At 67.7% G+C, this 14,449-nt stretch carries 12 protein-coding genes; 3 read left to right on the top strand and 9 right to left on the bottom strand.

Annotation, left to right across the window (positions count from 1 at the left end):
- Positions 1 to 178: 178 nt before the first annotated feature.
- The 3 genes from RT697_RS05200 to RT697_RS05190 are packed head-to-tail and all read left to right on the top strand — an operon-like array spanning position 179 to position 1,664.
- Positions 179 to 793 (top strand): TetR/AcrR family transcriptional regulator, encoded by a 615-nt coding sequence (locus RT697_RS05200; RefSeq protein ID WP_313697304.1) that lies wholly within the window; start codon positions 179 to 181, stop codon positions 791 to 793.
- A complete protein-coding gene (locus tag RT697_RS05195) occupies positions 790 to 1,233 on the top strand; it encodes a PaaI family thioesterase (protein ID WP_313697303.1) in 444 nt (147 codons plus the stop codon). The genes RT697_RS05200 and RT697_RS05195 overlap by 4 nt, the downstream gene beginning before the upstream one ends.
- The gene (locus RT697_RS05190) at positions 1,230 to 1,664 is read left to right on the top strand and encodes an NAD(P)-binding domain-containing protein (protein WP_313697302.1); all 435 of its coding nucleotides are present in this window, start codon (positions 1,230 to 1,232) and stop codon (positions 1,662 to 1,664) included. Before RT697_RS05195 ends, RT697_RS05190 begins: the two co-directional genes overlap by 4 nt.
- On the opposite strand, the gene RT697_RS05185 is transcribed toward RT697_RS05190, so the two are convergent.
- From RT697_RS05185 to RT697_RS05145, 9 genes are all read right to left on the bottom strand, one after another.
- Positions 1,635 to 2,402, bottom strand: a complete 768-nt coding sequence (locus RT697_RS05185) for a phosphatase PAP2 family protein (protein WP_313697301.1) — start codon at positions 2,400 to 2,402, stop codon at positions 1,635 to 1,637. The genes RT697_RS05190 and RT697_RS05185 overlap by 30 nt on opposite strands.
- A 45-nt stretch (positions 2,403 to 2,447) precedes the next feature.
- Positions 2,448 to 3,239, bottom strand: coding sequence for a metallophosphoesterase (locus tag RT697_RS05180; protein ID WP_313697300.1), 792 nt, complete (start codon positions 3,237 to 3,239; stop codon positions 2,448 to 2,450).
- Positions 3,236 to 4,210, bottom strand: coding sequence for a diacylglycerol/lipid kinase family protein (locus RT697_RS05175; RefSeq protein ID WP_313697299.1), 975 nt, complete (start codon positions 4,208 to 4,210; stop codon positions 3,236 to 3,238). The genes RT697_RS05180 and RT697_RS05175 overlap by 4 nt, the downstream gene beginning before the upstream one ends.
- Before the next feature lie 81 nt (positions 4,211 to 4,291).
- Positions 4,292 to 6,091: a gamma-glutamyltransferase family protein gene (locus RT697_RS05170; RefSeq protein WP_313697298.1), complete on the bottom strand. Its 1,800-nt coding sequence runs from the start codon at positions 6,089 to 6,091 to the stop codon at positions 4,292 to 4,294.
- A 457-nt stretch (positions 6,092 to 6,548) separates the two neighbouring features.
- Entirely contained in the window at positions 6,549 to 8,045 is a 1,497-nt protein-coding gene (locus RT697_RS05165) for an ABC transporter substrate-binding protein (protein WP_313697297.1), read from the bottom strand.
- Positions 8,046 to 8,263: 218 nt separating this feature from the next.
- Positions 8,264 to 9,163 (bottom strand): LysR family transcriptional regulator, encoded by a 900-nt coding sequence (locus tag RT697_RS05160; RefSeq protein WP_313697296.1) that lies wholly within the window; start codon positions 9,161 to 9,163, stop codon positions 8,264 to 8,266.
- Entirely contained in the window at positions 9,160 to 9,819 is a 660-nt protein-coding gene (locus RT697_RS05155) for a metalloregulator ArsR/SmtB family transcription factor (protein ID WP_313697295.1), read from the bottom strand. Before RT697_RS05155 ends, RT697_RS05160 begins: the two co-directional genes overlap by 4 nt.
- A 58-nt stretch (positions 9,820 to 9,877) precedes the next feature.
- Complete coding sequence (locus tag RT697_RS05150; RefSeq protein ID WP_313697294.1) at positions 9,878 to 11,335, bottom strand: TolC family protein; 1,458 nt, start codon at positions 11,333 to 11,335, stop codon at positions 9,878 to 9,880.
- 10 nt (positions 11,336 to 11,345) lie between these two features.
- Positions 11,346 to 14,447 carry a MexW/MexI family multidrug efflux RND transporter permease subunit gene (locus RT697_RS05145; protein WP_313697293.1) on the bottom strand — a complete coding sequence of 1,034 codons (3,102 nt, stop codon included), beginning with the start codon at positions 14,445 to 14,447 and terminating at the stop codon, positions 11,346 to 11,348.
- Between the last annotated feature and the right edge of the window lie 2 nt (positions 14,448 to 14,449).

The raw sequence follows: 14,449 nt of genomic DNA, 5'->3' as shown, positions 1-14,449 counted from the left end.
ATCCAAATCCCATTCGTCACGCTACTTTCTTCGCGGTTCGAGCTGTTTTCCGGCGCTGAACCGCAGCGTCCGGGATCATGCCGGCACTGAAGATCATCGTAATCACGCGCTGGGCAAATAACGTTGTTATTAATAAAAATCGTCGATATGATCGGGCATCGAATAACCGGCGAGCGCCATGTCCATCCCCTCCCCTCGTGCCGACCGCAATGAACGCCTGAGCGCGCTTCGCCGGCAGATCATTCTGGACGCCGCGCAACGCGTGTTCGAGCGGGATGGTCTGGAAAAAACCACAATCCGGGCCATCGCGAAGGAAGCGGGTTGCACGACGGGCGCAATCTACCCGTGGTTCGCGGGCAAGGAAGCGCTGTATGGCGAATTGCTGGACGGGTCGCTGCAGCGGCTGCAGGCGCACCTGCAGCAGGCGGGTGATGCCGCGGCGCCGCAGTCGGCCGCGCGCGGCGTCATCTTCGCGTTCTTTGAGTACTACGCGCAGCGGCGCACGGATTTTTCGCTGGGGATGTATTTGTTCCAGGGACTGGGCCCGCGCGGGCTGGGCCGGGACATGGACGAAAAACTCAATGCGCGGCTGCGGCAATGCATCGATCTGATCGGCCAGGCGCTGGCGCGCACGAAGGGCTGGCGGGACGAGACCGTGCAGACCGAGCAGATGAACGTGTTCACCTATCTGATGGGACTGTTGCTGCTGGTGCACACCCGCCGCCTCAAGTCCCTGGGCCAGCAGGCCGACGCGCTGCTGGACAACTATTGCCACGCCCTGGAACAACGATGACTGCAACCGCCCTCCCCGCCCACGCGCGCGCGCCGCTGATCAGCCTTGCCGACTTTCACGTATTGCTGGCCGACCAGCACCCGTTCTCGATGCTGCTGGGGATCGATGTGCTGCACATCGGCCACGGCACGGCACACGCGGTGCTGCCCGCCCGGGACACCCATCAGCGCTTGGGCGGCATCGTGGCCGGGCCGATGCTGATGGGACTGGCCGACCTGGCCATGTATGCGGCGGTCGTCGGCGCCACCGGGCAGGCCCACGCCGTGACGGCCAGCCTGACCATCAATTTTCTGCGCAAGAGTCCGGCGGGCGCCATTCATGCCCATGCCCGCCTGCTCAAGGTGGGCCGGCTTTCCGCGGGGGAAGTCGTGCTGACGGGCGAAGGGTCGGACGAGCCGGTCGCGCATATCGTGAGCACGTGGTCGGTGCCCAAGCCATGAGCCCGCGCGTCAGCATCGTCGGCATGGGCAGGATCGGCACGCTGGCGGCGCGGCGGCTGCTGGCCGCCGATCCCGACATTGCGCTGACGCTCTATGACATCGAGGCGGACCGCTGCGAGGATTTCCGCGGCAACGCCACGCTGGCGACCTCGGCGCGCGAAGCCTTGGCCGAATCCGACACCATCGTGCTTGCCCTTCCCGGGGAACGCGAGATCGACCGCACATTGGAACGCTTCAGCGACGGACAGGTCACGGCGCCCATCGCCGGCAAGCTGATCATCGACCTGGATCCGCCGCCCGCCGACCGGATGCGGCAGCTTGACCGGGCCATCGCGTGCGCGGGCGGGCGCTACACCTGCGCGCCGCTGCCGGCGGGCGCCGTTGGCGGCGTCGAGGCACGCCTATTGGACGCCCTGAACCGCCTTGCCTGAAACGTGCAGCCGTTCGACGGCCGCCACGCACAGGACCAGCCATCCAAGGCTGACCGCAAACCCGGCCGCGACGTCGCTCGCGAAATGCACCTGCAGCAGGATGCGGCTCAGGCCGATGGCCATGATGAGCGCGGCCATGAACGCCACGCACGGCAGGCGCCACGCAGGCGGCGCGAATCTCCACATCAGGTAGCAGGCCGTGCCGTAAACGGCCATCGCCGCCGACGAGTGGCCGCTGGGAAAGCTCCAGCCGGTCGCCATGGCGTAGCCGTGGTCGTGGTCGGGGCGCACGCGCTCGAACGTGTGCTTGAACAGCCAGTTCAGCGCGCCGTTCAGGCCGGTCGCGACCGCGCAAAAGAGCGCGAGTTGCCAGGACCCGCGCCACAGCAGCGCAATCGTCATCAGCACGGCGACGACCGTGAGCAGGTTGCGATCGCCCAGGTAGGTGATCCAGGACAGCAGCCACAGCATCGACGTCGACATGGACATGCTGAGCGCATTGGCGAGCGCGCTGTCGAACGCGACGATCGTCCCTCGGCTTTCGACGGCCAGGGCCAGCGCCAGGAATAACGCAAAGGACACGCCCGCCGTCGCGGCAAAGAGCGCGGCGCGGCCGTTGCCGGAGAGCCGGCCGTGGCATCGCATGAAGAGCAGCGCCACGCCGCCAGCCACCAGCGGCAACGCGACAAACAAAGAGAGGGCATGGGCCGCGGCCCATGCCGCGTACACATCGGTCATGAATGCGCCATCAAAAATAAAGTTGCGCGGGGTCCGCGCCCACTGCTACAGCGAGACCAGCGTCTTGTCGACCGGGGCGAAGGCATGCGCACCCGCCGCGTAATCCCACCGCTCGACGTGGCAGACCTGCTGGCCGTCCTCTTCAGAGCGGGTGATCACGCCCAACGAATTGGGCACGGTGCCGCGCACGCGATGCGAGCAGGTCGTTCCGGCCTGGACGATCCAGCCGGCCGGCCCGGTCGGCGCGGTCAGCGGCAGGACGTAGGGCAAGTGTATGTGACCGCCCAGCACCAGGTCGACGCCCGCCTGCGCCCAGGCCGCAAGCGCCCGCTCGCGGCCGATCAGCAGATTGGACAGGTCCGATTCGACCTTGGCGCGCACCGGGTGGTGCGCCACGACGATGCGCAACTGGCCTGGCCGAGCCTGGCGCAGCCGCTGGGCGACGCGGGCGATCTGGACGTCTGAGACCTCGCCATCCTTGTGGCGCTTTGGCCGCGTGGTGTTCACCCCGATGGCCAGCACGCCGTCGTTTTCGAACACGGGTTCGAGGATCGGCCCCAGCGCGCGTTTGTAGTTGCCGTAGGGATTGAGGGCGCGTGCGAATACGTTGTAGAGCGGGATGTCGTGATTGCCGGGCACGGCCAGCACCGGCAGCGCCAGGCGTTCGATGAACCGGCGGGCCGCGGCGAACTGGCTGCGGCGGGCACGCTGGGTGATGTCGCCGCTGAGCACCACCAGATCGGGAGACAACTGCCGCGCCAGGTCCAGCACGGCTTCGACGACCGCCTTGCGCTCAGTGCCGAAATGGGTGTCCGACAAATGCAGGATCCGCGTCATGAGCGGTCCAGAAGCTCGGGATCCGCCGGCACCACCAGGGGCAGGCGATCGCTCGCCACCTTGAATTCAAGCGGCGTGTCCATCCACGAGATCTCGCCGTCCATCGCCACCTTGACCCGGCGGCGCCCGCGCACACCGACCGTCAGCTTGTCGAAGGCGAAGCTGATCACGTTTTCGGCGTCGCCCATCCGGCTCAGCAGGCCGCGCACCAGCAGGCCGTAGAGGGCCAGCGTGCCCACGGGCCGCGCCGCCATGGCGATCAGCCGGTTGCGGTCGAGCTCGTCGTTCTCGATGCCGATGTGTTCCAACTGCAGTTTGTTGTTGCCCACGACCAGCGTCGGCGACCGCAGGCTGCGTGACTTGCCCTCGAATTCGAGTTCCAGGCCAAGCTGCCGCGGTTGGCGCCAGAGCGTGACGAGGCCCGACCACAGCGCGACCCAGCGCCTGCGCCCGTAACGCTGCTTGTAGGCCTCGCGGTCTTCGAGCAGTTGCGGATACAGGCCGAGGCTGGCGTTGACGAGGAACAGGCGGCCGTTCAGCAGGCCGACCTGCACCGGGCGGATGGTGCCTTGCAGGAAACCGCGCAGCGCCACGTCGGTCTCTTGCGAGATGCCGTAGGTGCGGCCGAAATAATTGAAGGTGCCTTGCGGCAGGATGCCGAAGGGCACGCCCTGCCCCAGCACCGTGCCTGCAACGGCATTGAGCGTGCCGTCGCCGCCCGCGGCGATGACGACGCCCTGCTCGTCCTGGGCGCGCTTGACCGCCTGGCGCGCCACTTCCGTCAGCCGCGACGGATCGTCGACCGGCATGAGTTCGTAGCGCCGCCCGGCCTCGTCGAGGATTGCCCGGATGGTGTCCTGCAGGACCTGCGCGTCGCCGCGCCCCGATCCTTTATTGAGGACGATGAATAAGGGTTCTGTTCCCGTGAGGGGTCGAGCCGCTGTTGCCGGGCTCTGCTCGGATGGCGTCATGCGACAAACATACCCTAAGCGGGTAAACCGCCGCAAGACGCCGCACGGCGCACGCTTTGTAAGAAAGCGTGCGCCGTCCGATCAACGGCCGACGGCGTACGCCTGCATCAGGCGCGGCGTCGCAGCCGCATGCAGCAGTCCGTCCGCATCACGCGAAGCTGCGGTCAGCCGGCCGACAGACCACTCGGGCAATTCCTCGACCTGGTGGCCGCGCTGGCGCAGGGCCGCGATGACCTCGGCGCCGAAGCTGGCTTCGAGCGCAAGATGGCCGGGTTTGCGGTCACGCGGGTAGAAGGACGTGGGGAAGTGCATGGTGTGCGACATCGGCAGGTCGATCGCTTCCTGCAGATTCAGGCCGTGATGCACGTGACGCAGGAAGAACAGCAGTTGCCATTGCTCCTGCTGGTCTCCGCCCGGCGTGCCGAACGCCAGATAAGGCTTGCCGTCGCGCAGCGCGAGCGACGGGGTCAGCGTGGTGCGCGGACGCTTGCCCGGCGCCAGCGTGCCGGGTAGGCCTTCTTCCAGCCAGAACATCTGGGCGCGGGTGTTCAGGCCGAAGCCCAGTTCCGGAATGACCGGCGAGGACTGGAACCAGCCGCCGGACGGCGTGGCCGAGATCATGTTGCCCCAGCGGTCGATCACATCCACGTGCGTGGTGTCGCCGCGCTTGGCCGAGGCGCGCATGTCGGCAAGCGTCGGTTCGTTCGTGGCGCTGCCGGGCGCCGTGACGGGCGACAGGCGTTCGAGGGTGTCCATGACCCGCGCGACCTGCGCCTCGAAGCCAGGCACCTGGCCGGGCAGCAGCTCGTGCGACGCGCCCTCCCCGATCAGTTGGCGGCGTTCGGCGTTGTACGCGTCGGACAGCAGATGGGCCAGCGGCACGTCGATGAAGGCCGGGTCGCCGTAATAGGCTTCGCGGTCGGCAAAGGCGAGCTTCATGGCTTCGGTGACCCGGTGGATGAACTCGGCGCTGGTGGGGCTGACGCCCGCCAGGTCCATGTCTTTCAGGATGGCGAGCGTCTGCAGGAAGACCGGGCCTTGGCTCCAGGCGCCGGCCTTGGCGACGGTGTAGCCGTGATAGTCGTAGGTCAGCGGCTTGTCGTAGCTGGCGGACCAGCCAGCCAGGTCGTCGGCCGTGATGACGCCGCGATGGGTGGCGCCGCTTTCGTCCATGACGTCGGTGTTGCGGGCGAAACGGTCGATCTCTTCGGCGATGAAGCCGCGGTAGAACGCGTCGCGCGCGGCCTCGATCTGGCATTCGCGGTCGGCGCCGGCGCCTTCGGCGGCTTGCAGCACGCGGGTCCAGGTGCGGGCCAGCGCCGGATTGCGGAACAGCTTGCGGGCCTGCGGCACCTGCCCGCCCGGCACGTAGACCTGCGCGGTCGTCGGCCAATGGGTTTCGAAGAAGTCCTTCAGGCCGGCGATGGTGTTGGAGATGCGCGGCATCAGGGCATGGCCGTGTTCCGCGTAATAGATAGCGGGCTCGAGCACGTCGCGCACGCGCATCGTGCCGTGGTCGCGCAGCAGCAGCATCCAGGCGTCGAACGCGCCGGGGATCACGGTGGCGAGCAGGCCGTTGCCGGGGATGAGCTTCAGGCCTTCGGCGCGGTAGCGTTCGAGTGTGGCGGCAGCGGGAGTGGTGCCCTGCCCGCACAGGACCTCGACCTTGCCGGTGCGGGCGGAATAGAAGACGGCCGGCACTTCGCCAGCCGGACCGACCAGGTGAGGTTCGACCACCTGCAGCACGAACGCCGAGGCGACGCAGGCATCGAACGCATTGCCGCCGCGCTCCAGCAGCGACATGCCGGCCGAGCTGGCCAGCCAATGGGTGGACGTCACGACACCGAAGGTGCCGAGGATTTCCGGACGAGTCGTAAACATGGTGGGTCCTGATATTGGGATGTAAGACCGATTGGGGAGTCTGGCAGCCGGGGTTTTGTAAGACCGATTCGGGTGTCTGACACCTATGGATTGTCCGACTGCGGTGCTATTGGCCGGTGTCAGACACCCATGAGGCGCACAGAACTGCGGCGGTCAGTGCGTAGGGGTGTCAGACACCTGTGGCTTGGGGTGTCTGACACCTGGGGCCTGGGGCGCCGCGGTACTTGACCCGGTGTCTGACACCCTGGGGAGACAATCGGCACCTCGGCACAGCTTCTCAAAGGGTGTCAGACACCGCACGTATGGGTATCAGACATTAAATAACCGCCCCGCAGCAGCAAGTGACGCCATCCGGGACACGCGGATCCGGCTCCGCCGGTCCGCAGGTGTCGCCCCCTTGAGGGGGCCCGCGTAAGCGGGTAGGGGGTGGGCTCTGCCCTGCGGGTACGGGGTGGGCTTACTTCTTCGAGACACCCTTAAGGCGGATCAGACCGTCGGGGTACGGAACGAAGCCTTCCACCTTGGCCTGCACGCCGAACGTCCACGGCAGGTAGAACAGATAGATGATCGGACGCTGGTCCTGCATCGCGGCCAGCACCTGGTCGTACATCGCGCGGCGCTTGGTGGTGTCGGCTTCGGCGCGGGCGTCGTTGAGCAGTTTGTCGACGGCGGGGTCGCAGAATTTGCCGTCGTTCAGGTTGCCCTTGCAGCTCAGGTACTGGTGGATGTTGCCGCTGGGATCGACCCGGCCCGACCAGCCGCTTTGGCCGATCTGGAAGTCGCCGCGCGCCAGCGAGGATTGCAGCGAGGCGAACTCGACCGGGCGCAGCGTGATATCGAAGCCCGCTTCGGCGCCCATGGCCTGCACCAGTTCGAAGACCTGTTGCATGGTGGTGTTGTTGCCGAACGTGATTTCGACCTTCACGCGGTCGTAGCCGGCTTCCTTCAGCAGCGCCTGCGCCTTCTTGGGATCGCGGCCGGGACGGTCGAAAGACTTGTTGTAGGCAAAGCTGGCCGGCGGGAACGGCTGGTGGGCGGGCTGGAACATGCCTTCGCCGATCACCTGGTTCAGGACGTCGCGGTCGATGGCCAGATCCAGCGCCTGGCGGACGCGCTTGTCCTTGGCGAGCGGATGGTCGGCGCGCGCGCCGTTGGCCAGGTTGACGGAAATGGACTGGAAGCCCAGGCCGGTCACCGGGGCCAGACGCAGGCTGGCGTCGTCCTTGACGGCCTTTGCGTCGCTGGGCGCCACGCGTTCGATGATGTCCAGGTCGCCGGCGCGCAGGTTGTTCAGGCGCACGGTGTTGTCCGGAATCGGCGTGTAGACGAGACGGTCGAAGTGGTAGTTGGCCGCGTCCCAGTACTTGGGGAATTTCTCGAGCACGATGCGGTCGTTCTGCACGCGCTCCTTGAATTGGTACGGGCCCGAGCACACGGGCTTGCCGCCGGGATCCTTGTCGAAGCTGGCGGGCGAAATCATCATGCCGGCGCGGTCGGACAGCTGCGACAGCAGCGAGGCATCCGGCTCCGACAGGTTCAGCACCACGGTCTGGTCGTCGGGCGCGTCCACGCTGGCGACGGTGGCCAGCTCGCTCTTGCGGTTGCTGTCCGGCAGCGTGCGGGCGCGGTCGAGGTTGGCCTTGACGGCGGCCGCGTTGATGGGGGTGCCGTCATGGAACACCGCATCCGTGCGCAGCTTGAAGGTCAGCGTCTTGTTGTCCGGGCCGACGGTCCAGGATTGCGCGAGCTGCGGCACGATCTTCAGGTCGGGGGTGATGTCGACCAGCCTGTCGCACAGCGAGGCGAACACGATGCGGCCGACAAAAGTGCGGGCGCGCGCCGGGTCCAGCACGTCCGGGTCGTCCTGCAGCCCGATACGCAGGGTGGACTGGGCATTCGCCAATCCGCTGGCCAGCATTCCCGCCATGGCCATGGCGAGGCAAAGTTTACGCATGAAAGATCTCCGTCGGTTCCGGAGGATCTGTCGTCTCGTGCGCGGTCGCACCGCCTGGCAGGGAGCAACAGACCCCGGGTCGTGCCGCATCGCCGGGCCCATCCCCCTCGTGCGCACGTGTTGTTGGATTCTGCGCCAGGCGCGCGGCGATTGTATAGACCGGCGAGTGGCGCGCCGCCCACTATACGCCCGTGGCGGCCGCCTTGCGGACGAATGGCTCAGGGCAGACGGCAAGGCGCCGAGAAATCGGCCGACGCGGCGACCGTGTCGCGCAGCATGGCGACCAGCGGCCGGGCGTCGTCGCGCCGGTACTGGAACGCGTAGGGCAAGGCGGCCAGTTCGGGTTCCCCGTGCAGGACGCGCAGGCTGCCTTCGGCCTGGAGCTTTTCAGCCCAATGGCTGGGCAGCAGTCCCACGCCCGTGCCCTCGATCAGCAGTCCGACGATGGCGCCCCAGTTGTTGCAGCACAGGCGCTCGCCCGCGGCTTCGCGTCCGCCCAGCCAGTCGTCGATGATGCGCGTGGTGCCGGCGCCTTCGGGCAGGGTCACGAGCGGCAGCCGGGCCAGCAGGGCCATCGTCATGCCGGTCTCGGCCGGTTGCAGCACCGAGGGCGCGGCGACCCAGGAGAAGTGCGCCTCGCCGATGGGCGAGGACGCGATGCCGGCGCGGGAGGACCGGCCGGCGATCACCGCGAAGTCCAGTTCGCCGTCCGCGACACGCTGCTCGAGCACCTGGCCGATGTCCACGTACGGCTCCAGCACCAGCTCGGGGTAGGCGGCGCGCACGGCGCCGATCAGGCGCGGCAGCCAGGTCAGCGCCGTCAGCTCGCCCACGCCGAAGCGGCAGCGCCCCCGCAGACCCGGGGTTTCGGTCATGGAGGCGCGGATCTGATCGGCCGCGGCGAGCAAACCGCGTGCTTGCGGCAGCAGGCGCTGTCCCGCGTCGGTCAGCACGGCCTTGTGGCCGCTGCGGTCAAAGAGCGGCTGGCCCAGCCCCTCTTCCAGTTCCGTGATGCGCTTGGACAGCGAGGACACGGACAGATGCAGCCGCTCGGCCGCCACGGCGAAACTGGCGCAGGTGGCGGCCCAGTAGAAGGCTTCAAGCTGCTTGAGCGTCATGGCCGCTCGCTGACCCGATACGCGCAGCGCCGCGCGCCGGCCAGGATGTGTTCTTCGCGGTCGACCTGCACGCCCTCGCCCAGCACCTTGCGGAACAGTTCGAGCTCGCTGCGGCAAAAGCCCATACAGGCCTTGGCCGCGAAACAGATGGGGCAATGGTTCTCGATGAAGATGAAATCCGCGCCGTCCTCGCGCATTTCCGCCATGTAGCCCTCGGCGCTGCGCACGTCGACCAGGCGCTCGAGCCGGGTCTTCAAGTCGGGCGCGTCCTGCATGGCCTGCTGGTAGACATTGAGCATGGCGCCTTCGCGCACCTGCACCAGCTTGTCGATGCCGTCGTCGCCGAACACCTGGCGCACGGCCGCGATCATCTGCACCGTCATCTCGGCGTGCGTGTCCGGGAAGCGCCCATGGCCGGCCGCGGTCAGGAACCAGATCTGGGTGGGCCGGCCACGGCCCGCGCTTTGGCTTTCGAAGTCGACCAGCCCGTCGGCATGCAGGCGCGTCATCTGCTGGCGCACCGCCTCGGCCGTCACGTCCATGGCGCGCGCGATGACCGCGATGGATTGCGGTCCGCGCGTCTTCAGGGTCATGAGCACGCGGTCCGCAGGCTGGTGCGGGATCGCGGCGGCCGGGTGGGACAGGCTGTCAGACATGAGGGGTATCGATGCTCCGGGAGAAGGTTCCTATGGTGCCACGGACGGGTCGCCGGGGTCAGCCGGCGCCGGGCGGGCGCGCCGCCGCGGTGTGGGCGGGTTCGGCCTGCCAGCCACCGCCCAGCGCCTTGTACAGCACGATGAGCCGCGTGTAGGACTCGGCTTCGGCCACGGCCACGGCGTCCTGGGCGCGCAAAAGCGTACGCTGCGCGTCCAGCACGGTCAAATAAGCCGTGCTGCCTTCGCGGTAGCGCAACCGGGCAAGTTCCGCTGCGCGTCCGCTGTGCGCGGCGGCCTGCGCCAGGCTGCCTAGGCGCTGCTGCGTCTGCCCGTACTCGGCCAGCGCCTCCTCCACCTCCTGCACCGCGCGCAGGATCGCCTGCTCGTAGCGCGCCGCCTCGCCTTCCAGACGCGCCTCGGCCCCGCGCTTGCGGGCAAGCGCCGTGGGCAGATGAAACGCCGGCCAGCCGGCGTCTGCCGCCACGCTGAACCCGCGACTGGCCGCCGAGCCGAAGTCCGCGCCGCGCAGCGCGACGAATCCCAGGAATCCGCCCAGGTCGATGCGCGGGTAGAGCTCGGCCGTGGCCACCCCTACGTCGGCATTGGCGGCGGCCAGGTTGCGTTCGGCGGCCAGCACGTCCGGACGCCGCGACAGCAAGGCGCCCACATCGCCGATGGGCAGCCGCGCCGTCAGCGGCGCGAGCGGCGTCGCGGCATCCAGCGCGCCCAGTTCCACGGGACGCAGAGCCGCCAGCACCGCGATCCGGTACAACGCCAGCCGGCGCGCCGTCTCCTGCACGGGGATGCTGGCCTGCACGGTCTGCAGTTCCGCCCGCGCGCTGGCCAGGTCGCCTTCGTCGCCGCGGCCGGCCGACACCATGGCCTGGGTCACGCGCAGGCTGTCCTCTTGGCTGGCGAGGTTGGCGCGCGCCACGGCCAGACGCTGTTCGGCGCCGCGCAGCTCGAAATAGTTGCGCGCGACCTCGGCCGCGACCACGATGCGCGCCTGCGCCAGGTCGGCCGCCTGCGCCTCGCTACGGGCGGCGGCGCCCTCGGCCGCCCGGCGCAAGCGGCCAAACAGATCCAGCTCCCAGGTCGCGTCGAAGCCCGCGCGATAGGTTTCTGCCAGATTGCGCTGGCCGGCAACGCCGGGATTCGCCTGCGACAGGCTGCGCGCGTAACCCCCACCCAGCGTCACAGCCGGCAGCTTGTCCAATTCCTTTTCGTCCAGCACCGCGCGCGATTCGGCAAGGCGCGCCTGAGCGATGCGGATGTCCAGGTTGCGCGCCAGCGCCATGCCGATCAGGCGATCGAGCTGCGGGTCCTGCAACTGCTTCCACCAGTCGCGCTGGACCTGATCGGTGGAAAAGAGCGCCTGCTCGGGGCTGGCCAGGACGACGGGCGCCGGGTTCGGCTGTTGGTAATCCGGCCCGACGGCGCAGCCGGCCACGGCCAGAGCCGCCAGCAGCACGACGGCGCCGCGGCGCAGCCGGATGGAAAGGTGCAGCTTGTTCATGATCGATTCCTCAGTGCGAGACCGCGGCGCGCGCGTCCTCGGCGTCGGCCTGCGCCAGCTCCCGGGCGCGCGGCGTGTCGTTGGCCGCCCGGTGATCGCGGGCAAACACGGTGTAGACGGTGGGCAGCACGAACAGCGTGAACAGCGTGCCCACCAGCAGGCCCACCACGATGACCAGCCCCAGGCTGTAGCGGCTGTGCGCGCCGGCGCCGGTGGCGAACAGCAGCGGGATCAGCCCCATGACCATGGCGGCCGTGGTCATCAGGATGGGACGCAGGCGGATGCGGGCGGCCTGCTCCATGGCGGCCCGCCGGTCCAGCCCGTGGCTGACCTGCATCTCGTTGGCAAACTCCACCATCAGGATGCCGTGCTTGCTGATCAGCCCGATCAGTGTCACCAAGCCGATCTGCGTGTAGATGTTGACGGTGGCCATGCCCAACGCCAGCGGAATCAGCGCGCCGCAGATCGACATGGGCACGCTCACCAGGATGATGAACGGATCGCGCAGGCTTTCGTACTGCGCGGCCAGCACCAGGTAGATGACGATGATGGCGAAGATGAAGGTGATCATCAGCGCCGAGCCTTCCTGCGTGAACTGGCGCGCGTCGGATTGCCAGTCGTAGCTGAAACCCGCCGGCAGCGATTGCGCCTCGCGTGTCAGGAACCGCACCGCATCGCCCATCGTGACGCCCGGCATGGGAATGGCCTGGAACGTGGCGGCGTTCAACTGATTGAACTGCGTGAGCTTGTTGGGCTCCACGCCCATCGACACCGTCACCAGGTTGGACAGCGGCACCTGCGCGCCCGAGGCGCTTTTCACGTGATACTGCGCCAATGCCTGCGGCGAGATGCGCTGTTCGCGCAGGCTTTGCGGAATGACGTCATACGAACGCCCGTCCATGCCGAAGCGGTTGACATAGTTCTCGCCCACCAGCACCGCCAGCGTGTCGCCGATGGCCTTCATGGTGACGCCCAGGCTGTTCGCCTTGCTGCGGTCCACCTTCAACTGCACGACCGGGTTGTTGTAGTCCAGGTCGCTGTCCACCACCATGAACAGGCCGCTTTCGCGCGCGGCTTTCTTCAGGCTTTCCATGGCGTCGTAGACCACGGCATAGTCGGACGCGCTCATCAGCACCATCTGCACGGGCAGCCCGCCCGTGGAGCCGGGCAAGGACGGCAGCTGGAACGCAAAAATGTTGCTGCCCTCCACGCCATTCGCCATCGCCTGCATGTCGGCCTGGATCTCATCGGCCGAGCGCTTGCGGTCCTGCCAGTCCACGAAGTTCACCCCGCCGATGCTGTTGGACACGCCGTCGGACCCGTTGATCAGCCAGCGCCCGTTTTGCTCGGGCAGCGTCTTCATGACGTCGTCCCACTTCTTGCCGAACTTCTCGACGTAATCGATGTTGGCCTGCTGCGGCGACTTGATGGCAGTGAGCACCGTGGATTGGTCCTCGACGGGCGCCAGCTCCTGCTGCGCGGCGTTGTACAGGAACGGCAGGCTGGCCAGCACGGCCACCGCCAGCACGCCGGTGACCCAGCGATGATGCAGCGACACGTCCAGCACGCGGCCGTAGGCGTCGCCCAGGCGGCCAAAAAAGTGCTCGGCCTTGCGCGCCATCCAGCCGTCGGCCACGCGCCCGTTCAAGAGGAACGAGCTCATCACCGGCGACAGCGTCAGCGCGATCACGCCGGACACCACCACCGCGCCGGCCAGCGTGAACGCGAACTCCTTGAAGAGCGAGCCGGTCAGCCCGCCCATCAGCCCGATCGGCGCGTAGACCGCCGCCAGCGTGATGGTCATGGCGATCACCGGCCCCGCGACCTCGCGCGCGCCGATCAGCGCCGCGCGCACCGGCGACTTGCCCTCCTCGATGTGGCGATGCACGTTCTCGACCACCACAATGGCGTCGTCCACCACCAGCCCGATGGCCAGCACCATCGCCAGCAACGTCAATAGGTTCACGCTGAAGCCGAACAGCGCCATGATGGCCGCGCCGCCCAGCATCGACAGCGGTATGGTCACCACCGGAATCAGCACCGCGCGCAGCGAGCCCAGGCACAGGAAGATCACCGCCACCACGATGACGATGGCTTCCAGCAGCGTCTGCGTCACGCCGTCGATGGACGCGCTGATGAAGCGGGCCAGCTCGAACGGCACCTGCACGCTGGTGCCGGGCGGCAGGTTCTGCTTGATGTTGGGCAGCAATTCGTTCAGGCGCTTGACGATGACCAGCGGGTTGCCGACGGGCGTGGCGTTCAGGCCGAAGTACACGGCCGGGTCGCCATCCATCAGACCGCTTGAATCCGTGGACGCCGCGCCCAGTTCCACCGTGGCCACGTCGCCCAGCCGGACGATCGCGCCGCCTTCCTGCTTGATGACGAGATCGCGGAATTCCGCCACGTTGACGAGGTCGGTGTTGACCTGGATGTTGGACACCACGTACAGGCCCTTGGCCTGGCCGGGCGCCGCCTGCACGTTGTTCTGACGCAGCGCGTCGGCGAGTTCGCCGGCGGAAATGCCGCGCGCCGCCATGCGGTCCGGATCCAGCCACACGCGCATCGCCAGCCTCTGCCCGCCGTACAGCTCGACGCTTGCGACCCCATCGATAGACGAGAGCTGCGGCTGCACCACCCGCGACAGGTAGTCGGTCAACGCGGCCAGCGACAGTTTCGTGCTGGAAAAGCCCACGTAAGCGACGGCCGTGGCCTCGCCCGCGGATTTGACCAGGACCGGATCGTAGACGTCCTGCGGCAGGCGGTACTTGACCTCATTGACCTTGGCCATCACCTCGGTCATGGCCTTGTTGGAATCGGCGTTCAGCTTCATCCGCACGGTGATCACGCTGCGGCCCTGCGTGGACGACGACGACAGGTAGTCGATGCCTTCGACGGTGGCCACGGACTGCGCGATGGGCTGCGTCACGAAGCCCTGCATCAGGTCGGGCGAGGCGCCTGGATACTGCGTGGTGATGGTGATGGTGGTGCTTTCGGTCAGCGGGTACTGCCGGACGGGCAACCCGCTCAGCGCTTTAATGCCCAGCAGCAGGATGAGCGTGCTGACCACCAGCGCCAGCACGGGACGGCGCACGAAGAGATCGGTGAATTTCATGG

Origin of the sequence: Achromobacter sp., from assembly GCF_032113835.1 — a bacterium.
Taxonomy (GTDB): domain Bacteria; phylum Pseudomonadota; class Gammaproteobacteria; order Burkholderiales; family Burkholderiaceae_B; genus Achromobacter.
Note: the sequence above shows the minus strand (reverse complement) of the source record. Positions and strands in the feature narration are given on the sequence as shown.